Annotated in this window: 15 protein-coding genes; 7 read left to right on the top strand and 8 right to left on the bottom strand. The window is 73.7% G+C overall.

Annotated features, from left to right (window positions below; translation table 11 throughout):
• Positions 1 to 182 precede the first annotated feature (182 nt).
• The 3 genes from ABT015_RS02805 to ABT015_RS02795 all read right to left on the bottom strand — a co-directional run bounded on the left by ABT015_RS02805 (position 183) and on the right by ABT015_RS02795 (position 3,566).
• Positions 183 to 1,958 carry a glycoside hydrolase family 3 protein gene (locus ABT015_RS02805; RefSeq protein ID WP_350876050.1) on the bottom strand — a complete coding sequence of 592 codons (1,776 nt, stop codon included), beginning with the start codon at positions 1,956 to 1,958 and terminating at the stop codon, positions 183 to 185.
• Positions 1,952 to 2,767, bottom strand: a complete 816-nt coding sequence (locus ABT015_RS02800; protein ID WP_350876048.1) for a tyrosine-protein phosphatase — start codon at positions 2,765 to 2,767, stop codon at positions 1,952 to 1,954. Before ABT015_RS02800 ends, ABT015_RS02805 begins: the two co-directional genes overlap by 7 nt.
• 196 nt (positions 2,768 to 2,963) lie before the next feature.
• Positions 2,964 to 3,566 (bottom strand): TetR family transcriptional regulator, encoded by a 603-nt coding sequence (locus ABT015_RS02795; protein WP_350876046.1) that lies wholly within the window; start codon positions 3,564 to 3,566, stop codon positions 2,964 to 2,966.
• 234 nt (positions 3,567 to 3,800) lie between these two features.
• Here ABT015_RS02795 and ABT015_RS02790 point away from each other — a divergent pair, with 234 nt between their 5' ends.
• From ABT015_RS02790 to ABT015_RS02770, 5 genes are read left to right on the top strand one after another with little or no spacing between them, the layout of a single operon-like run.
• Positions 3,801 to 5,348, top strand: a complete 1,548-nt coding sequence (locus tag ABT015_RS02790; protein ID WP_350876044.1) for an ABC transporter substrate-binding protein — start codon at positions 3,801 to 3,803, stop codon at positions 5,346 to 5,348.
• Complete coding sequence (locus tag ABT015_RS02785) at positions 5,345 to 6,313, top strand: ABC transporter permease (RefSeq protein WP_350876042.1); 969 nt, start codon at positions 5,345 to 5,347, stop codon at positions 6,311 to 6,313. The genes ABT015_RS02790 and ABT015_RS02785 overlap by 4 nt, the downstream gene beginning before the upstream one ends.
• Positions 6,300 to 7,181 (top strand): ABC transporter permease, encoded by an 882-nt coding sequence (locus tag ABT015_RS02780; RefSeq protein ID WP_350876040.1) that lies wholly within the window; start codon positions 6,300 to 6,302, stop codon positions 7,179 to 7,181. The genes ABT015_RS02785 and ABT015_RS02780 overlap by 14 nt, the downstream gene beginning before the upstream one ends.
• Entirely contained in the window at positions 7,178 to 8,323 is a 1,146-nt protein-coding gene (locus ABT015_RS02775) for an ABC transporter ATP-binding protein (protein WP_350876038.1), read from the top strand. Before ABT015_RS02780 ends, ABT015_RS02775 begins: the two co-directional genes overlap by 4 nt.
• Entirely contained in the window at positions 8,320 to 9,342 is a 1,023-nt protein-coding gene (locus ABT015_RS02770; RefSeq protein WP_350876036.1) for an ABC transporter ATP-binding protein, read from the top strand. Before ABT015_RS02775 ends, ABT015_RS02770 begins: the two co-directional genes overlap by 4 nt.
• A 187-nt stretch (positions 9,343 to 9,529) precedes the next feature.
• Here the strand turns inward: ABT015_RS02770 and ABT015_RS02765 are convergent, their stop codons facing one another.
• Complete coding sequence (locus ABT015_RS02765) at positions 9,530 to 10,186, bottom strand: TetR/AcrR family transcriptional regulator (RefSeq protein WP_350876034.1); 657 nt, start codon at positions 10,184 to 10,186, stop codon at positions 9,530 to 9,532.
• A gap of 59 nt (positions 10,187 to 10,245) precedes the next feature.
• On the opposite strand from ABT015_RS02765, the gene ABT015_RS02760 reads away from it, so the two are divergent.
• Complete coding sequence (locus tag ABT015_RS02760; protein ID WP_350876032.1) at positions 10,246 to 11,859, top strand: FAD-dependent oxidoreductase; 1,614 nt, start codon at positions 10,246 to 10,248, stop codon at positions 11,857 to 11,859.
• Between the two features lie 177 nt (positions 11,860 to 12,036).
• Here the strand turns inward: ABT015_RS02760 and ABT015_RS02755 are convergent, their stop codons facing one another.
• The 4 genes from ABT015_RS02755 to ABT015_RS02740 form a co-directional block, all read right to left on the bottom strand.
• On the bottom strand, positions 12,037 to 13,293 hold the full coding sequence (locus ABT015_RS02755) for a serine hydrolase (protein ID WP_350876030.1): 1,257 nt from the start codon (positions 13,291 to 13,293) through the stop codon (positions 12,037 to 12,039).
• A gap of 391 nt (positions 13,294 to 13,684) precedes the next feature.
• Positions 13,685 to 14,929: a glycosyltransferase gene (locus tag ABT015_RS02750; RefSeq protein WP_350876028.1), complete on the bottom strand. Its 1,245-nt coding sequence runs from the start codon at positions 14,927 to 14,929 to the stop codon at positions 13,685 to 13,687.
• Between the two features lie 362 nt (positions 14,930 to 15,291).
• Entirely contained in the window at positions 15,292 to 15,984 is a 693-nt protein-coding gene (locus ABT015_RS02745) for an ATP-binding cassette domain-containing protein (protein WP_350876333.1), read from the bottom strand.
• Between the two features lie 280 nt (positions 15,985 to 16,264).
• Positions 16,265 to 17,158 carry a LysR family transcriptional regulator gene (locus ABT015_RS02740; RefSeq protein ID WP_350876026.1) on the bottom strand — a complete coding sequence of 298 codons (894 nt, stop codon included), beginning with the start codon at positions 17,156 to 17,158 and terminating at the stop codon, positions 16,265 to 16,267.
• A 122-nt stretch (positions 17,159 to 17,280) separates the two neighbouring features.
• On the opposite strand from ABT015_RS02740, the gene ABT015_RS02735 reads away from it, so the two are divergent.
• Positions 17,281 to 18,369 carry an alcohol dehydrogenase catalytic domain-containing protein gene (locus tag ABT015_RS02735; protein WP_350876024.1) on the top strand — a complete coding sequence of 363 codons (1,089 nt, stop codon included), beginning with the start codon at positions 17,281 to 17,283 and terminating at the stop codon, positions 18,367 to 18,369.
• Positions 18,370 to 18,463 lie beyond the last annotated feature (94 nt).

Below are 18,463 nucleotides of genomic sequence, written 5' to 3'. Positions count from 1 at the left end.
AGGTCTGGGCCGCGCGGGCCGGATGGGGGAGGCGGACGGAATGCACCGGTACCCGATCGGTCGGCCGCACACACCGGCGGACGGGCGAGAGCGCCGGTAATTCATCCGGTCCGATCAGCGGCTCGGCTCCACCCGCGCCGGGGCCTGCCACCGGTCGGTGGCAGGCCCCGGCCCCGGGGGCCTCAGCCCTCCCCGATGGCCCGGTGCCCGTGCCGGAAGAGCGGGGCGCGGGTGTCGAAGGGCACGTCCTCGCGGGAGGCGGCGACGGCGGCGTCCGAGCAGGGGAGGTCGAACGGGAGCGTCGCGGTCATCGGGGCCCGGCCGAGCGCGGCGTCCAGCACGACCTCGTCCGCGGCGCCGAACTCGCCGATCAGCAGCGCCGCGTGCGGGGCGAGCGGGGTGAGCACGGCGGGCCGCTCCAGCTGGGCGGCGAACACCGTGGGCACGGTCGCGGCCAGCGCGGTGAGCCGGTCGACCTCGGCCGGCTCGAACTCCAGCGAGCCGCTGTGGAAGTGCTGCTCCAGCAGTCCTTCCCGCCGCTCGTACGGGGTGGCGAGGCGGATCACGGCCAGCTCGGCCCGCTCCGGGTCCTCGACCAGGGTGCCGTACCCGGCGGCGACGGCGGGGTCGATGCCCTCGACGTACAGCCGGGTGGCGGTGCGCGGCTCGCCGGCCAGGTGGACCACCGAGCGGCGCTGGACCTCGCGGCCGAGCGCCCGGCCCTGCGGGGCGCCGACCAGGTCGGCGGCGGCCTCCGGGTCGACGTACGGGTCGGCGAAGAGGCCGAGGCGGAACTTGTCGCGCAGGATGCGGCGGACCGACTCGTCGAGCCGGGCCTCGGTGACCGCGCCGGAGCGGACGGCGGCCAGGATCAGCTCCGGGTCCGTCTCGCCGCCGAGCTGGTCGGCGCCCGCGTCCAGGGTGAGCACGACCTGCTCGGCGACGGGCAGCTCCTCGACGCCCCAGTGCCGCGGGGGCAGCGTGACCACTCCGGGGACGTCCATGCCGGTGATGGCGTTGAAGTCGGTGCAGACCACGCCGTCGAAGCCGTAGCGCCCGCGCAGCAGACCGGTGATGACGTCCCGGTTGAAGTTGGCGCCGACCTCGGCGAGGCCGCTGCCGGAGGGGATCGCGTAGGCGGGCATGATCTGCGCGGTGCCTGCGGCGAAGGCGGCCTCGAAGGGGCGCAGGTGGGTCTCGAACTCGCCACCGGGGTAGACCAGTCGGCGTCCGGCGGCGAAGTGCGAGTCCTCGCCGCCGGCCTGCGGGCCGCCGCCGGGGAAGTGCTTGGTCATGCAGGCGACGCTGTCCGGGCCGATCGGCCCGCCCTGGAGACCCTCGATGTAGGCGGTGATCATCCGCGAGGCGCGCTCCGGGTCCTCCCCGAAGGTGCCGCTGATCCGGGCCCAGCGGGGCTCGGTGGCGAGGTCGGCCATCGGGTGGATGGCCACCCGGATGCCGACGGCGCACAGCTCGCGGCGGATCAGGTCGGCGTAGCGGCGCACCAGGTCGGGGTCGTCGGTGGCGGCGAGGCCGATCGGCTCGGGGCCGGTGCTGAAGCCGCCGCCGGTGTGGGCGGTGGCCGGGTTGGCGGTGAAGCCGTGCCGGGGGTCGGAGGAGAGGGTGACGGGGATGCCCAGCCGGCCGGCCGCGGCGAGGTCCTGGACGTGGTTGTTCCACTCGGCCATCGCGCGCGGGTCGGGGACGGCCATCATGGCGAAGTGGGTGAGGCCGCGCTCGGTGATCAGGCGGGCGCCGGAGGGGAACGGGCCCTGGTCGCCGGGGAGCATCCGGCCGTGCAGCATCAGCGCGGCCTTCTCCTGCAAGGTCATCCGGGTGAGGAGGTCCTCGACCCGCTCCTCGACGGGCAGCCGCGGGTCCTCGTAGGGCTCCATGGTGCCGTTGTGGTTGAGGTCGCGGAAGGGCGTGCCGTCGGTGTGCCGCAGCAGGGTCAGCATGCCGTCACCTCGGCGGTGTTCGACGCGGCGGTACGGGCGGCGGTACCGGCCTCGGCGCTGGCGGCGGTGCGGGCGGCGGCGCTGGCGGCGGCCTTGGCGCGGAAGGCGTCCAGGGTCTCGGCGGGGACCCCGCAGGCGGTCAGGAAGCCCTCGGCGCCGCCGTGCTCGGCGCGGACCAGGCCGAGGAAGGTGCTCATCGCCCCGGCGGGCGCCTCCAGCAGCGGGGCGGGGACGACCAGCCGGCCGGCCTCGACCTCGTTGAGGGCGGCGCGGTTGCGGTCGGCGAGGCCGGCCCAGATCTGCTCGATCGCCTCGTTGGTGCGGGCGTAGTCGGCGACGATCTCCTCGGCGGGCACCCCGAGCAGCTCCAGCAGCAGCGCGATGAGCAGCCCGGTGCGGTCCTTGCCGGCCGCGCAGTGCACCAGCACGCCGCCCGGGCGGACGGCTGCCTCGACGGCGGCGGCCAGCCGCTGCGGCGCGGACTCGGCCATCAGCAGGTAGAAGGCGCCGAGGTCCTCGGCGGTGGTCATGGCCCGCATGGCCTGCGCCAGTTCGTCGTTGGTCGGCTCGACCCGGGCGGGGACGACGGCGATGCCGGCGGCCTCGGCGGCGGCCCAGTCCTCGGGGCGGCTCTCGGACTCGCCGCGGAGGTCGACGACGGTGGTGATGCCGTGCTCGCGCAGCTGGGCGACGACGGCCTCGTCGGCGGCGGGGAAGGGCTGGGCGGAGCGGAACAGGGTGCCGGGACGGATCCACCGGCTCGCGGGGTCGGCGAGCGCTGCGGGGTCGCGGAAGTTGACCAGGGACATGCGGGGGCCTTTCAGGAAGTGCGAAGCAGGTGGTGAAGGTGCGCGGCGGGCCGCGCGAGGGGGGAGGAGAAGGGCCGGGCGGGGACGACGAAGGGCGCGCGGTGCCGTCCGGACGGCCGGCGGCATCGCCCGGTGGTGTCGGGGTGTAGGGCTGTAGGGCTGTAGGGCTGTAGGGGTGCAGGGCTGTCGGCTCGGGTCAGCCGGCGGTGTCGAGCACGTCCCGGTAGGCCTTGTGCCAGTCGGCCACCGTGCCGGTCTCGGACGAGATCAGGACGTGGTGGCGCACCATGCCGCCGAACTGCGCGCCGAGCGCGGTCGGGCGCAGGTCGGTGGCCGGGTCGACGCCGAGCCGCTCGGCCGCGATGGTGACGGTGCGTTCGGTGAAGCCGTCGATCACGACCACGGCGTAGTTGTGCACGGAACCCTGCACCTCGATCAGGCTCCGGCGCAGCCGGCGGCGGCGCTCGGTGTGCTCGACGGGCTCTTCCAGCCGGCCGCCGGTGGCGGTCAGCGCGTGGTCGAGCGCGGCCCAGAGCGGGAGTTCGGCGGGGGCGGCGGCGAAGGCGTCGAGGATGGCCTGGCCGAAGTCCCAGCCGAACAGCAGAGCCTCCTTGGCCGGGTAGTAGCGGAAGAACGTGCGGTGGGCGATGTCGGCGCGGCGGCAGATCTGGTCCACGGTGGTGTGCTCGAAGCCCTGCTCCTCGAAGAGGTCGAGCGCCGCGGTGCGGATGCTGTCGCGGGTGCGCGCCTTCTTGCGGTCGCGCATGCCCTGCTCCGCCGCGGTGTCCGTCCCCTGCATGGTTCTTCCGTTTCCTCTCGGTGAGTTGAGTGTGGATGGGGCCGCCGAGGGGGCGGCTGTCAGTACCGAATCACGTCCGACCGTGCTCGCTCAAGGCGAGCGCCGACTCTTCCGGGTTCCGTCATCTGAAATTTGCACAACTGCCTTTTGGCAGTACTGCCACTTCCGGAATGGTGTGGGGCGTCGGCGGCCGCACTCCCCCAGGCCGCCCCCACTCCCCCGAACCGAGGAACCATGAAGCGGCACTACCTCCTGGCATCGGCGGCCCTCGCCACCGCGCTCACCCTCACCGCCTGCTCCGCCTCCGACGACGCGGTCTCCGGCGCCGCCGGGAACACCGGCGCGGCGAACGACGGGCCTGCCGTGGACGGCGGCACGCTCAAGATCGGCCTGGACCGGCCGTTCGCCAAGCTCGACCCGGCCGACGGCACCCTGACCTCGATGCCGATGATGGTCCTCGCCAACGCCCTGTACGACCCGCTGATGGTCAACGGCGACAACGGCGCCGTCCAGCCCTATCTCGCCAAGTCCTTCACCCCCAACGCGGACGCCACGGTCTGGACCCTCGACCTGCACGAGGGCGTGAAGTTCAGCGACGGCAAGCCGCTGGACGCCCAGGCCGTCGCCGACCACGTCACCCGGCTCGCCAAGCCGGAGAGCAAGTGCGCGTGCGCCATCGACGCGGCCACCATCGGCGCCACCGCCGTCTCCGGCCCGACCACCCTCACCTTCACCCTCAAGGCGCCCGACGCCGCCTTCCCGAACCTGTTCACCCGATCCCTCGGCTACGTCTCCGAGGCCCCGGCCGGCGACTCCCCCGCCGTCGGCTCCGGCCCGTACACCGTGGAGAGCGTGCAGCCCGGAGTCTCCGTCACCCTCGCCCGCAACCCCGCGTACTGGGGCGCCAAGGGCCACGCCGACAAGCTCGTCTACCGGGTGCTCACCGACACCGACAGCCGCTACCAGTCGCTGCGCTCCGGCGACACCGACCTGATCTGGACCGAGACGCCCGGCCAGTTCAAGCAGGCCGCCACCGACGGGCTGCGCAGCGCCACCGGGCCCGGCGCCACCACCACCATGGTCTTCAACACCACGTCGGCACCCTTCGACGACGTGCGGGTCCGCCGGGCCGTGCAGTACGCGATCGACCGCGAGGCCCTGGAGAAGGTCGTCTCCCTCGACCAGGGCGCCGTCTCGGACGGCCCGATCGGCTCCCGCTCCCCGTACCGCACCGCCGCCGGGTACCCGGCCCACGACCCGGCCAAGGCCCGGGCCCTGCTCGCCGAGGCCGGCCACCCCGACCTCGCCTTCGACTACCTCGTCGACAGCCGCCCCGAGGGCCAGCAGCGCGCCACCGTGATCCAGCAGATGCTCGGTGAGGCCGGGATCAAGGTGACCATCAAGCCGCTCGACGCCGCGGGTCTGGGCACCGCGATGCTCCAGCACAAGTTCCAGGTGATCGACTTCCCCACCAGCATGTTCGGCGACACCGACACCGCGCTCACCAGCCTCTACCTGCCCAACTCGCCCTACAACTTCATGGGTTGGTCCGACCCGGAGACCTCGAAGGCGATCGCCGAGGGCCGCGCCTCGACCGACCCCGCCAAGCGTGCGGCCGCCTACCAGCAGGCCGCCCGGCGGGTCGTCGGCGAGGTGCCGATGGCCTTCCTCACCGAGAACACCGTCGGCTTCCTCGCCGGCGCCAAGGTCGGCGGACTGCCCGACCTGTCCAAGCGCACCGTCCTCAACGTCTCCCCCGCCCCCCTGTGGGTGAAGCGGTGACCCCCCGCACCCGCACCGCGCTGCGCCACGGCGGGCGGCTCGGCCGCGCCGCGGCCGTGCTGCTGCTCGTCACCGTCGCTGCCCTGTACCTGCCCCACCTGATGCCGGGCTCCCCCGCCGTCGCCGCCCTCGGCCCCACCGCCACCCCCGAGCAGATCTCCGTCTACGAGGCCGGGCTCGGCCTGGACCGCAATCTGTTCGCCGCCACCTGGCAGTGGATCGCCGACGCCCTGCACGGCGACCTCGGCCACTCGCTGTCCACCGGAGCCGCCGTCACCACCGAACTCGCCGACCGCATCCCCGTCACCCTCGAACTCTTCCTCGCCGCCCAGCTGGTGGCGCTCGCCCTGGCCGTGCCCGTCGCCCTGCTCTCCGCCTGGCGCCCCGGCGGCACCTTCGACCGGATCGCCACCGCCGGCACCTTCGGCTGGCTCGCCGTCCCCGGCTTCGCCCTCGGCCTGCTGCTCATCTGGCTCGCCGCCGTCCAACTGCGCATCCTGCCCGCCACCGGCTGGACCCCGTTCACCGAGGACCCGGCCGAGAACCTGCGCCACCTGGTGCTGCCCGCCCTCACCCTCGGCCTCACCGAGGCCGCCGTGTTCACCCGCACCCTGCGCGGACAGCTGCTCGACACCCTCGACCAGCCGTACATCGCCGCCGCCCGCAGCCGCGGCATGGGCACCACCCGGCTGCTGCTGCGCCGCGCCCTGCGGCCCTCCAGCCTGCCGCTGGTCACCCTGGTCGGCATCGGCATCGGCACCTCGCTGGGCGGCTCGGTGCTGGTCGAGTCGCTGTTCGCGGTGCCCGGCGTCGGCAGCCTGGCCGCCGGGGCCATCTCCGGCCGGGACTTCCCCGTCGTCCAGGCCGTGGTGGTGGTCAGCGCCGTCGGCGTGGTCGCGGCCACGTTCGCGGTCGACCTGCTGTACCGCACGATCGACCCGAGGATCGCCCATGAGCACCGCTGAGACCCCAGTCGTGACCGTCGAGACGGTCGCGGCGCGCGCCACCCGCCGCCGGCGGCCCCCCGCCGGCGTGCTCGCCGCCGGGGCCTGGCTGGCCGTCGTCGCCCTCGCCGCCCTGCTGCTGCCCCTGCTGCCCGGCTTCGACCCGCTGCACGGCGACTTCGCCCACCCCGCCGCCGCCCCCGGCCCCGGCCACTGGCTGGGCACCGACAGCGCCGGACGGGACGTCCTGCAACGCACCGTCGCCGGCGCCCGCGCCTCCTTCACCGTCGCCGCCCTCACCATCCTGGTCGGCCTGCTCGGCGGCGGAACGCTCGGCCTCGCCGCCGGCTGGTTCCGCGGCCCGCTCGACAAGGCGATCGGCTTCGCGACCGACCTGCTGATGTCCGTGCCCAGCCTGATCCTGGTGATGATCGCGGTCTCGCTGCGCGGCCCCAGCCTCACCGTGATCGGCACGCTGATCGGGCTGTTCACCGTCCCCCACTTCACCCGGGTGGTGCGCGCCGTCGTGCTCTCGCTCAGCGAGCGCGGCTTCGTCCAGGCCGCCCGCATGCTCGGCACCGCCCCGCTGCGCGTCCTGCGCCGCGAGATCGTCCCGCACGTCGCGCCGGCCGCCCTCACCTTCGCCTTCACCGCCACCACCGTCGCCATCGTCGCCGAGGGCTCGCTCAGCTTCCTCGGCTTCGGGCTGCGCCCGCCGGAGCCCTCCTGGGGCGGCATCATCGCCGAGGGGCGCACGGCCCTCGGCAGCGCGCCGTGGATCTCGCTGGCGCCCGCGGCCGTGCTCTGCCTGACCGTCCTCGCCCTCAACTACCTCGGGGAGCACCTGCGTTCGGGTGGTCCCGCCGGCCCGAAGGGAGCGCGCGGATGACCTCCGCCCCCGACCTCGACGAACCCGTCCTCGACGCCCCCGACCTCGACGCCCCGGTGCCCGACGTCCCGGTGCTCGACGTCCGCTCGCTGGACACCGTCCTGCACACCCCCGACGGCCGCGCCCTGCACGTCCTGCACGGCGTCAGCCTCACCATCGCGGCCGGCGAGTGCCTCGGCGTGGTCGGCGAGTCCGGCTCCGGCAAGTCCGTGCTCGCCCGCGCCGTCCTCGGCGTCGAGTCCCGCACCACCAGGGCCGTCGCCACCGGCGAGATCCGGCTGAACGGCGAGGACCTGCTCGCCGCCTCCCGTACCCGCCGCGCCGAACTGCTCGGCACCGGCATCGCCATGGTCCACCAGGACCCGATGACCTCGCTCAACCCGGTGGTCCGGATCGCCGACCAGGTCACCGAGTCCCTCACCAACCGGCGCCGACTCTCCCGGCGCGAACGGCTGCGCACCGCCACCGAGTTGCTCGCCGCCGTCGACGTCCCCGACCCCGCCCGGCGGGCCCGCGCCCACCCGCACGAGCTCTCCGGCGGCCTGCGCCAGCGCGTCGGCATCGCCGCCGCCCTGGCCGGCGAACCCGCCCTCCTGCTCGCCGACGAACCCACCACCGCCCTCGACGTCACCGTCCAGCGCACCGTCCTCGACCTGCTCGACCACCATCGGCGCAGCCGCGGCCTCGCCACCCTGCTGATCACCCACGACATCGGCCTGCTGTACGGGCGGGCCCGCCGGATCGCCGTCATGTACGGCGGCCGGATCGTGGAGACCGGCCCCACCGAGGCCGTCACCCGCCACCCCCGGCACCCCTACACCGCGGCCCTGCTGCGCTCCGTACCCCGGGTCACCGGCCCGCTGCGCCGCACCCTGCCCGCGATCCCCGGCTCGCCGCCCGACCTCACCCGGCCCACCCCCGGCTGCCCCTTCGCCCCGCGCTGCGAACTGGCGACGGACCTCTGCACCACGACCGCGCCCCCCACCCACACCGCGGCGGACGGCCACACCGCCGCCTGCCACTTCCCGCTCACCGCGCCGCCTGACGCGCCGTCGCCCTCACCCTCCTCCGATTCCTCGCCCTCGCCCGATTCCTCGCCCTCGCCCTCGTCCTCGCCCGACGAACTGGAGCCCGCGGCATGACCACCGCCCCCGAAGCCGCTGCCCCCGAGACCGTCGCCCCCGGCGCCGCCGCTCCCGGAACGGCCGTCCTGGAGGCCACCGGCCTCAGCGTCGTCCACCGCACCCGCTCCGGCCCGCTGCACGCCGTCAGCGGCGTCGACCTGGCCCTCCACCCGCGCCGCACCCTCGCCCTGGTCGGCGAGTCCGGCTCCGGCAAGAGCAGCATCGCCAAGGCCCTGCTGCGGCTGCCCCCGCCCACCACCGGCACCGTCACCCTCGACGGCACCGACCTCGCCACCCTCTCCCCGCGCGCCCTGCGGGCCGTCCGGCCCCGCCTCCAGCTGGTGTTCCAGGACCCGCTCTCCTCCCTCAACCCGCACCGCCGCGTCCGCGACCTGGTCGCCGAACCCCTCGACGCCCACCCCGACCCGGCCCGCGACCGCGAACAGGTCGTCACCGAGCAGCTGGCGGCCGTCGGCCTGCCGCCCGCCCTGTTCGGCGACCGCCGCCCCCACCAGCTCTCCGGCGGGCAGGCCCAACGGGTCGCCATCGCCCGGGCCCTGGCCGCCGGACCGCGCGTCCTGATCGCCGACGAGGCGGTCTCCGCCCTCGACGTCTCGGCCCAGGCCACCGTCCTCAACCTGCTGCGCGGGCTCACCGAGGAACGCGGACTGGCCGGCCTCTTCATCTCCCACGACCTCGGCGTGGTCCGCGCGGTGAGCGACGAGGTGGCCGTGCTCCAACTCGGCCGCATCTGCGAACGCGGCCCCACCGAGGCCGTCCTCGCCGCCCCGGCCCACCCCTACACCGCCGCCCTGCTCGCCGCCGTCCCCGAACCCGGCCGCCCGCTGCGCGACACCGGCCTCCTCCCCACCGACCCGCCCTCCCCCCTCGCCCCGCCCAGCGGCTGCCGCTTCCGCACCCGCTGCCCCCTGGCCGACGCCCGCTGCGCCACCGAGGAACCGCAGCTGCGGGAGGTGGCACCAGGCCGCACGGTGGCCTGCCACCGGCCGCTGGTCGGCACTGCCGCGGGGGTCTGACCAGCCGGGCGCAGCACGGGCCGGCGTCCTGGCGTGACGGATGCGCCTTTCGCTCGCCGTCGAGCAGTCCCAGGGATATGTGAACGGCGGGCGACCGCAGGCCACTTCGACCTGTCGGCCGCCCGCCGCCCGCGTTCGCATTCGCGTTCGCGTTCGCGCCCACGGCGGCGCTACGACGGCGGTGGCGCTACGACAGCGGCAGCGCCCGCCTGAGCGCGCCGAAGGCCGCGTCCAGCAGGGCGCGATGATCGGGGTCGACCGCCGCCGCGCTCTCCCCCGCCAGCATCCGGCTCGCGGAGGTGAGGCAGCCGGTGCGGTAGGCGGCGACGGCGAGCGCGGCGGTCAGCCGGGGCTGCGGGTCCGGCGAGGTCCGCGCGATCACCTCGGCCAGCGCGCCCTCCAGCTCCTCGACGCCCTCGCGGGCCCGCGCCCGCAGCGACGGGGAGTCCACCACGACCTGCCAGAAAGCCGTGAAGCGATCCCGCAGAGCGGCCAACGGGTAGCCCTCGTCGATGAGTTCGAGAATCAGGCGGTGCAGCGCGGCGAGTGGGGACTCGGCGGCCGGGCGGTCGCGCACCGCGCTCGTGAACAGCTCGACGGCCTCCGGGATCCGGTCCAGGAAGAGGTCCTCCTTGCGCGGGAAGTAGTTGAAGACCGTCATGGTCGAGACCTCCGCCGCCTCGGCCACCTCGGCGACGGTGACCTGGTCGAACCCGCGCGCCAGGAACAGGGTGGTGGCCACGCCGGAGATCCGCTGCCGGGTCTGCGCCTTCTTGCGCTGACGCATCGTGAGGTTCCGGGACTGCGGTTCGTCGTCGGCATCTGGGGTCCTGGCTACATCCATGACCGAAATTATACCCACCACAGATTTTTAGTGACTACAGTGAAGTCATGAACACGGACATGCGCACAGACGCAGGCACCGACGCAGACACGGACGCAGGCACGGACTACGACGTGGTGGTGGCGGGCGGCGGCCCGGTCGGGCTGATGCTGGCCTGCGAGCTCCGGCTCGCCGGAACCTCGGTGCTGGTCATCGAACGGCTCACCGAGGTGGACCAGACGGTCAAGGCGGGCGCCATCAACACGCCCAGCGTGGAGGCCTTCTACCGGCGCGGGCTGCTGCCGGCGCTCGAAGATATCCACGCGCAGGCGATGGAGAGGTTCGCCCAGTTCGCCCGGCAGCGCCGCCCGGACGGGCCGTCCACCAACGGCGAAGCGCCCACCAACGGTGCGGTGCCCACGCGGGCGCCGCAGCGGATCGCCGGGCACTTCGCCGGGATCATGCTGAGCCTCGACCGCTTCGACCCCGCCGACGACCCCGACTTCGCCGACCGCGGCCCCGTCGACAAGGCCGCCCTGGTCCCGCAGGCCGCCCTGGAGCACGTGCTCGGCGAGCGCGCGGCCGAGCTGGGCGTCGAGCTGCGCCGGGGCGTGGAGTTGACCGGCTTCGACACCGACGAGCACGGGGTGACCGTGCACACCGACGGCGATGCGCCGATCCGAGCCGGCTGGCTGGTCGGGTGCGACGGCGGCCGCAGCACGGTGCGCCGGCTCGCCGGGTTCGACTTCCCCGGCACGGCCCCGGAGATCACCGGCCACCAGGCGATGGTGGAGATGACCGGCTCAGAGGCCCTGGGCGCCGGCTGGAACCGGACCCCGGTCGGGACGTACGTGCACGGGCCGGTGCCGGGCCGGATCCTCACCGTGGAGTTCGACGGCCCGCCCGCGGACCGCCAGTCGCCGGTCACCGCCGAGGAGTTGCAGGCCAGCCTGCGCAACGTCAGCGGCGTGGACGTGACGATCACCAAGGTGCACAGCGCGACCCGCTTCACGGACAACGCCCGCCAGGCGGGCACCTACCGCGCGGGCCGGGTGCTGCTGGCCGGCGACGCGGCGCACGTGCACTCCCCGTTCGGCGGCCAGGGGCTCAACCTCGGCATCGGCGACGCGATCAACCTCGGCTGGAAGCTCGCCGCCACCGTGCGGGGCTGGGCGCCCAAGGGCCTGCTGGACACCTACACCGCCGAGCGGCACCCGATCGGCGCCTGGGTCCTGGACTGGACGAGGGCGCAGGTCGCGCTGATGAGGCCCGAGCCGGGAAGCGGCGCGCTGCGCAACGTCGTCGCCCAGCTGGCCGACACCGCGGCCGGGACCACCTACTTCGTCAAGCAGCTCTCCGGCGTGTGGCAGCGCTACGACCTGCCCGGCGAACACCCGCTGGTGGGCCGCAGCGCACCGGACCTCGTACTCGCCGACGGCAGCAAACTGGCCGACCACCTGCACGACGGCCGCGCGCTGCTGCTGGACCTCACCGACGACCCCGAACTGCGCGCCCGCGCCGACGGCCACCGCGACCGGTTGCGGATCGTGACTTCCCACTGCCCCGAACAGCCCACGCCGGCCGCCCTGCTGGTCCGCCCGGACGGCTTCGTCGCCTGGGCGGGCGACAGCGGTGAGGCCTTGGACGGGCTCGACGAAGCCCTCGACAGGTGGCTCGGCGCAGCTCAGGGCTGAACTCAGGGCAGAACTCAGGGCTGAGCTCAGCCCTGGCGCAGGACGGCGGCTGCCAGGGCGAGCGCCGGGTCCCACCCCGGGCCGCCTTCAGCAAGCCGGCCTGCGCGGCCGGGGTCTCCACGTCGCCGGCCAACCCGGCGAGGGGCCTACTGGAACATGGAGGACAGTTCGCCTGCCTCAAACACCCTTTGAGGTCAGCAAGTCGAATGCGCCTCGGATGATGGTCTGGCCTTTCAGCGCCACGCCGGCCTTGTCAGGGGCTGTACCGGCGTCCGAGACCATCAGGCTGGTGACCAGAGTGCGGTCGTCGCTCGTGTGCGCCAGGTAGTTCAGCGTGATGACTCCGGGTTCGCTGCCGCCTTTGTACCAGACGGTCGGGAATCGGGATGGGGCCAGATTCAGTCCGTCGTCGTTGAGGGTGAGTGCGTGCTCGATCTCGGGCTGGTCGAACCGCCACAGCGCCGCGTAGGCGTTGCAGATGTCGATCGGTGAGGCGAACCATTCGATCTGGTCGATCTTCCTTGGATGGGGCCAGGTCTCGCGAACATCGGGCAGGGGGAGTCGTTCAAGCTCCCGCAGCGCGGCGGAGCGGTGGTGTTCGGGCAGTGCCAGGTACTCGTCCGCGCGGGCTGGGTACTGGTCGGCCTTGAGTTGGAAGAACGCCTTGGTGGTCAGGCACGGAATGTTCGCTCGGGACTGTTGGTGGCCGAACAGGTCCATTTGGTGCACCACCGCGTCCTGGCCGAGCCGGTGGATGAGGTGGTCGGTTGCGGTGTTGTCACTGAGGGAGATCATGCAGTCGGCGAACTCGGCCATCGTGATGGTGGTGCCGGCCGGGTGGTCCTGCAGTCGGCCCGAGGGCAGGCTCTTGTAGTCATCGCGGATGACCAGCGACTCGTCCCAGGACGCTCGTTGTTCGTCGACGGCCTGTGCGAGCGCGCCCAGCACGTACAGCTTGAACGCCGAACCGATCGGCCGCTGGGTGTCGGCGCGTACGCCGTGCACCAGCTCGCAGCGCCCATCCGGGCCGATCCGCGCTGCGGCGAACGACACACGGGCTCCCAAGTCGGCCAGCATGTCGTCGACTTGAGTCCACGACGAGAGCGGCGCCTCGTCGGGAGTCAGGCTCACATCATTCACCAGACCCGAGGGGGCCACGCGCACCCGCAGAAGGTAGTCGCCGTCACGGCCGCTGACCGCCGCCTGCACGTGATCCCGACCCGACTCGACAATCCTGTGCAGGGTGATGGGGCCCAGCTGGTGCAGCACCGCGTTGAAGGCGTTCGGACCGCCGCTGGCAGCCAGGAGCGGCGCAGCTATGTGGCCGTGGATCTCGGTGTCCGTCATCGGCGCCCGCGCCGAGGCGTCCACAAGCCAGTGCACCTGGGCCTGGGCGGTCGACGGTGGCGTGTCCGCGCCGGGTGTTTCGGTCATTCGTCCCCTCCGCGGGGTAGGGGCCGAGGGAGGCGGTCCCGCTCTCGGCGATTGAGTCAACTCTGCTGCTGCGAGGCACACTTGTTCACGCGAGAATGCTACCTTTCCAGTGGGGGATCTCTGGCGGCTACGACTACGGACAAGAAGTGGCCGCATTCGAACGGCGCCGGACTCTGGACGGCGGAACACCCGGCCGCCCCGACGCGGGGCCTCGGGGCCGTCCCACCGGCACCCGACGGTGCGCGTGCGACGGGCGAGCGAGGTCCGGGCTCGATCCTCGACGGTTCGCCAGCATCCTCGGCGTCGGCTGCCTACCGGACGCTCCGGGCACGGGAGCTCGTCACGGGGGCGGGTCGCGAGGAGACGGCCGAGGGCCCGTGGTCCCGAGCGATCACTGCGCCCCTGCCGCGGTGACGCGCGGGTCGGCCACCCGGTGGTAGATCGCCCGGATACCGTCGACCCACCGCTCGGCGCCGTAGACGCTGGTGGCGCGGTCCAGGCAGGCCTGTCGGCGCTCTGCCGCACCCGAGGTCAGTACGTCGACCAGCGCTTTCGCGAGCGAGGCCGGATTGCGCGGCGGCACCAGTACCCCGACGCGCGGGTCGGCGACACTCCAGCGCAGGCCGCCGACGCGGGTCGCGACCACCGGTGTGCCGCAGGCCATCGACTCCACGGCGACCAGGCCGAAGGGCTCGTAGTGGGAGGGCACGGCCGTGACGTTCGCGGCACTGTAGTAGCGGGCCGTGGCCTGGTGGGGAACAGGTCCGCGCAGGTCCACGCTCCCCGTCAGCCCGTGCCGCTCGACCAGCGCCGCCAGCGGACCGCGCCCGGTGCGCCGCTCCGGCGCCTCGCCGCCCACGACGACGAGAACCGCGCCGGGGAGCGCCCGGCGCACGAGGGCGAAGGCGGGGACGAGGTCCTCCCAGCCCTTGCGCTGTTCGAGCCGCCCGACGAACAGGACCACCGGGACGTCGGCCGGCAGGCCCAGTTCGGCGCGGGCGAGGGCCCGGTCGCGCGGGGTCAGGACCGCAGTGTCCACCCCGGGAGGCACCACGTGCAGTGTGTGCCGCGGCGTTCCCAACAGCTGCTGAAGGTCGGTGAGTTCGCCGGGACTGCTGGCCACGACAGCGGCAGCGCGCAGGCCGATGCGGCGTTCGATCCGGTGCCTGGCCGCGAAGTGCTCCCCGGCCTCGTCCGCCGCGTCCCGCCCGAGTGCCGCCCGGCGCACGGCCCCCAGGGAGTGGTGGGTGTGCACCAGCGGTACCTGGTGGCGGTCGCCCAGCCGCAGGGCGGCGACCGCGGAGTACCAGTAGTGACTGTGCACCACGTCGTATCCGCCCGCCTCCTTGTGGAGTCCGACGACACCCTCGCAGAACTCGTCGAGGACTTCGCCGAACCGCTCGCGCGGCAGCGGCCCGATCGGTCCGGCCGGTACCCGGACGGTCCGCGCGCCGGGGGCGATCGGCTCCCGCCGGGCCAGCCGCCCGTCCGCCCAGCGGGTGACGACGTCGACCGTGCAGCCGGAGCCGGCCAGCCGTCTCGCCAGTTCCCTGACATAGACGTTCTGACCGCCGCAGAACTCGCCTCCCGGAGTGGCCAACGGGTCGGCGTGGTCGGAGATGTGCAGGACGCGCATGGTGCTACCTCGCCGGTACGGAGCGGGTCGGGCTCGTCGGGTGTGGCCGGGGCGGCGGATGAGTGGGGAGACTACGATGTCAACCGTCGCCTGCGGAAAGCCTTTCAGGATCCGCGGAATCCGGCTACAGGCCAAATCCGACAAGTTGTCAGCAGGCCGCCAGGAACCGCAACGCAGCCGGGCCGGCTCCAACCGGCTCTCGTGGATGACAGGACCACCCGTCGTCGCCGATGCGTACCGGCCGGATCAACACCGCAGGCTCTGTACGCGCTCCGGGCACACGAGTTGGACTCTGAACGGCCTTGCCGAGGGGGAGGGTTACCGTCCGGGGCCATTGCCCGCAGAATCGTGGAGCGGCCCGCTCACTGTCCATTCTGTACAGGTACCGTCCATTTCGACGTGGAACCTACACGGCGCTCGCCGATGCCGTACTGGGCGGCCTGGAGCCGGTAGGCCTCGGAGTAGGTGGAGGGCTTGGCCATCAGCTCGTCGTGGGTGCCCTCTTCGATCAGGCGGCCGTGGTCGAGGACGTAGATGCGGTCCGCCTGCGCGGTGGCCGCGAGGCGGTGGGTGATCAGGACGATGCTGACGCCGAGTTCGGTCAGGGCGCGGATCTTCTCGAAGGCCTCGATCTCGGCTTTGGCGTCCATGGCGCTGGTCGGCTCGTCGACGACGATCAGGTGCGGGAGGCGGCCGTCCGGTGCGGGCGTGGTCATGCGGTGGCGCAGCCTGGCGAGGGCGACGCGTTGCCACTGGCCGCCGGAGATGCCGACGCCGCCTTCGAAGCCCTTGGCGAGGAGGGTGTCCCAGCCTTTGTCGAGTTCGGCGAGGACGGGGTGGAGGTCGGCGTAGTCGGCGGCGGCTTCCAGTTGCTGCTGGGTGGCGGGGGCGTCGGGTCGCCCGAGGAGGAGGTTGGCGCGCAGGGTGAAGGACCAGCGTTGGAAGTTCTGGGCCAACAAGGCGATGCCGGCGAACAGTTGGGCGCGGTCGGCGGTGGCGGTGTCGGTGCTGTCCCACAGGATGCGGCCCTGGTGGGGCTGGTAGACGCCGCACAGCAGGTGGGCATGGCACTCCTGCCGTAGGGGTACGGGCCGTGGAACTCACGGGGTCGAGGGCGCTGTTCGAGCTGGAATGCCCAGTGTCGGCGCCATGCCCGCACGTTGGGGCGGGCTCGTGCCGGATCACCCGAGTGGGTGACGGCGGACGGCGGGCGGCCGCTGCCCTCACCAACGCGGTGCGCCCGGTCCGGCCGGTCCTTTCGGTGCGCCGGCGGTCGGCCGCCGGTGGGCCCGGTGTGGGCTTCGGCGCCGGGGCCGAGGGGCCCGGCGGTGCGTGTCAGGCGGTCGAGACGATCGCCCGGATGACGGACGTGATCGCCGGGGTCGGGCGGCCGGGGAGTCGCGCTGCGAGAACGCGGCGGATCTCGGGAGGTGCGCCTTCGACGTGCAGCAGACTCACCCCGGGCGGCAGCACCGGGGAGAGCCGGGAGGGCGCCGTCGTCACCCCGAAGCCGCCGGCGACCAGTTGAAGCTTCGTCAGCCAGTCGCGCGCGCGGTGGACGATGTGCGGCCGTGCGGGCAGGCCGGGCCAGACGCCGAGCAGCGGCTCGGAGTTCGACGCCGGGGCGGCGATCCACGGGGCGTCGACCAGTTCGTCGACGTGCACCGCGGTGCGGCCGGCGAACGCTCCGGTCGAAGGCGCCGCAACGACCAGTTCGGTGTCCATGACGGTCTCGACGTGCAGGCGCGGCGACTCGCCGTCCAGGGGCCGGTGGGGCGGGCGGGACGTCAGTACGGCGAGGTCGATCGAGCCCGCGCGCAGTGCCCGGACCAGGGTGGGGGTGGCGCCCTCGGTCGTCGTGACCGTGATCTGCGGGTCGGTCGCCGCGAGGCGGGCGAGGGTGGGAGGCAGGATGGCCGCGCCCGCACTCAGGAACAGTCCCAGCCGCACCGGTTCGGTCCGCGGGGCGGTGCCGGTGAGGTCGTGCTCGGCCGCCGTCAGGCAGTCCAGGATCGTGCGGGCGTGGCGCAGCAGGGTCAGGCCCGCGGGGGTGAGCCGCACCCCGTCGGGGCGGCGTTCGAACAGGGTGGTGCCCGCGCTCCGTTCGAGGGAGGCGGCCTGGCGTGAGACCGCCGACTGGGTGTAGCCGAGCCGGGCGGCTGCCGCGGTGAAGCTGCCGGACGCGGCGATCTGCTGCAGGACCCGCAGGCCCGTGCTGGAGATGTCCATGCGGCATACGCATACCACAGATGCTTGATCATCGCTTCCGGCATGCTCTCCGGGCTCCTAGTGTCGAACTTGACGAACACGGATGAACGCGAATGAACACGGACGAACACGGAGGTCATCACGTGCGAGCAGCAGTCCTGACGCAGTTCGGCGCCCCGCTCACGGTGCGGGAGGTGCCCGACCCCGAGGCCGGCGGCGGCGAGGTGGTGGTCGAGGTGCTCGCCACCTGTGTGGCCCCGTACGCGGCCGAGGTCTTCGGCGGCCGGCGGAACTACCCCCTGGTGCCTCCCGTGGTGCCCGGGATCGGCGGGGTGGGACGGGTCGTCCACGTGGGCCCGGACGCCACCCGGCTGCGCCCCGGCGACCTGGTGTGGTGCGACTCCACGGTGCGCTCGCGGGACGACGCCCTGACGCCCGACATCACGCTCCAGGGCTGGAGCTCCCGCGGCGAGGGCGGCGCGCGGCTCGCCCGGCACCTGCACGACGGGTCGTTCGCCGAGCTCATGCGGGTCCCGACGGAGAACGTCTTCCCGCTGCCCGCGGCGGCGGGGGGCGACCCGGCCCGCTGGGCCGCGCTCGGCGTGCACCTCATCCCTTACGGCGGGCTGCTGGCCGGCGGGCTCGCAGCCGGTGAAACGCTGCTCGTCAGCGGGGCCACCGGCAACCTCGGCAGCAGTGCGGTCGCGGTCGCACTCGCCATGGGGGCGGGCCGCGTGGTCGCCCCCGGCCGCAACCGGGCCGCGCTCGACCTCCTCGCCGACCGGTTCGGTCCGTGGGTGCGCCCGGTCCCGCTGACCGGGGACGAGGCCGGCGACCGCGCGGCGATGTCCGCGGCGGGCGACGGCCCGATCGACATGGTGATCGACCTGCTGCCGCCGAGCGCACCCAGCTCGGTGGCGCGCACGGCAGCCATGACCGTGCGCGAGTACGGCCGCGTCGTTCTCATGGGTGGCGTCGGCATGCTCGGTGGCCACGACCTCGCGCTCCCGTACCCGTGGATCATGCGCAACTCGGTCACCGTGCGCGGCCAGTGGATGTACCCGCGTACGGCGAACGTCGGCATCATCCGGCTCCTCGCCTCGGGCACCCTCGACCTCGCCCCCGAACGGGTCCGGTCCTTCGGCCTCGGTGCCGTCAACGACGCCGTCGCGTACGCCGCCTCACACGGTGGCCCGTTCGACCGCACGGTCCTCACCCCACCGGCTCGCTGACCAGGGCCGACTGATCTCCGCAACCCGGCGCCACGGCCCACCCGCCCACCGCCCACCGCCCGTCAGGAGAGCCGGGCCGGCGCGTTCAGGCGGC

This window comes from Kitasatospora sp. NPDC094016 (genome assembly GCF_040304045.1).
Lineage (GTDB): Bacteria > Actinomycetota > Actinomycetes > Streptomycetales > Streptomycetaceae > Kitasatospora.
The sequence above is the reverse complement of the archived record's forward strand: the minus strand, read 5'-3'. Positions and strand labels throughout refer to the sequence as shown.

Bases quoted from the DNA above. Each gene is read 5' to 3' on its own strand.
- ABT015_RS02800 (WP_350876048.1), bottom strand. From the start codon at position 2,767: ATGTCCCTGGTCAACTTCCGCGACCCCGCAGCGCTCGCCGACCCCGCG.
- ABT015_RS02775 (WP_350876038.1), top strand. From the start codon at position 7,178: ATGACCTCCGCCCCCGACCTCGACGAACCCGTCCTCGACGCCCCCGAC.
- ABT015_RS02740 (WP_350876026.1), bottom strand. From the start codon at position 17,158: ATGGACATCTCCAGCACGGGCCTGCGGGTCCTGCAGCAGATCGCCGCG.
- ABT015_RS02770 (WP_350876036.1), top strand. From the start codon at position 8,320: ATGACCACCGCCCCCGAAGCCGCTGCCCCCGAGACCGTCGCCCCCGGC.
- ABT015_RS02780 (WP_350876040.1), top strand. From the start codon at position 6,300: ATGAGCACCGCTGAGACCCCAGTCGTGACCGTCGAGACGGTCGCGGCG.
- ABT015_RS02755 (WP_350876030.1), bottom strand. From the start codon at position 13,293: ATGACCGAAACACCCGGCGCGGACACGCCACCGTCGACCGCCCAGGCC.
- ABT015_RS02795 (WP_350876046.1), bottom strand. From the start codon at position 3,566: ATGCAGGGGACGGACACCGCGGCGGAGCAGGGCATGCGCGACCGCAAG.
- ABT015_RS02760 (WP_350876032.1), top strand. From the start codon at position 10,246: ATGCGCACAGACGCAGGCACCGACGCAGACACGGACGCAGGCACGGAC.
- ABT015_RS02790 (WP_350876044.1), top strand. From the start codon at position 3,801: ATGAAGCGGCACTACCTCCTGGCATCGGCGGCCCTCGCCACCGCGCTC.
- ABT015_RS02805 (WP_350876050.1), bottom strand. From the start codon at position 1,958: ATGCTGACCCTGCTGCGGCACACCGACGGCACGCCCTTCCGCGACCTC.
- ABT015_RS02765 (WP_350876034.1), bottom strand. From the start codon at position 10,186: ATGGATGTAGCCAGGACCCCAGATGCCGACGACGAACCGCAGTCCCGG.
- ABT015_RS02750 (WP_350876028.1), bottom strand. From the start codon at position 14,929: ATGCGCGTCCTGCACATCTCCGACCACGCCGACCCGTTGGCCACTCCG.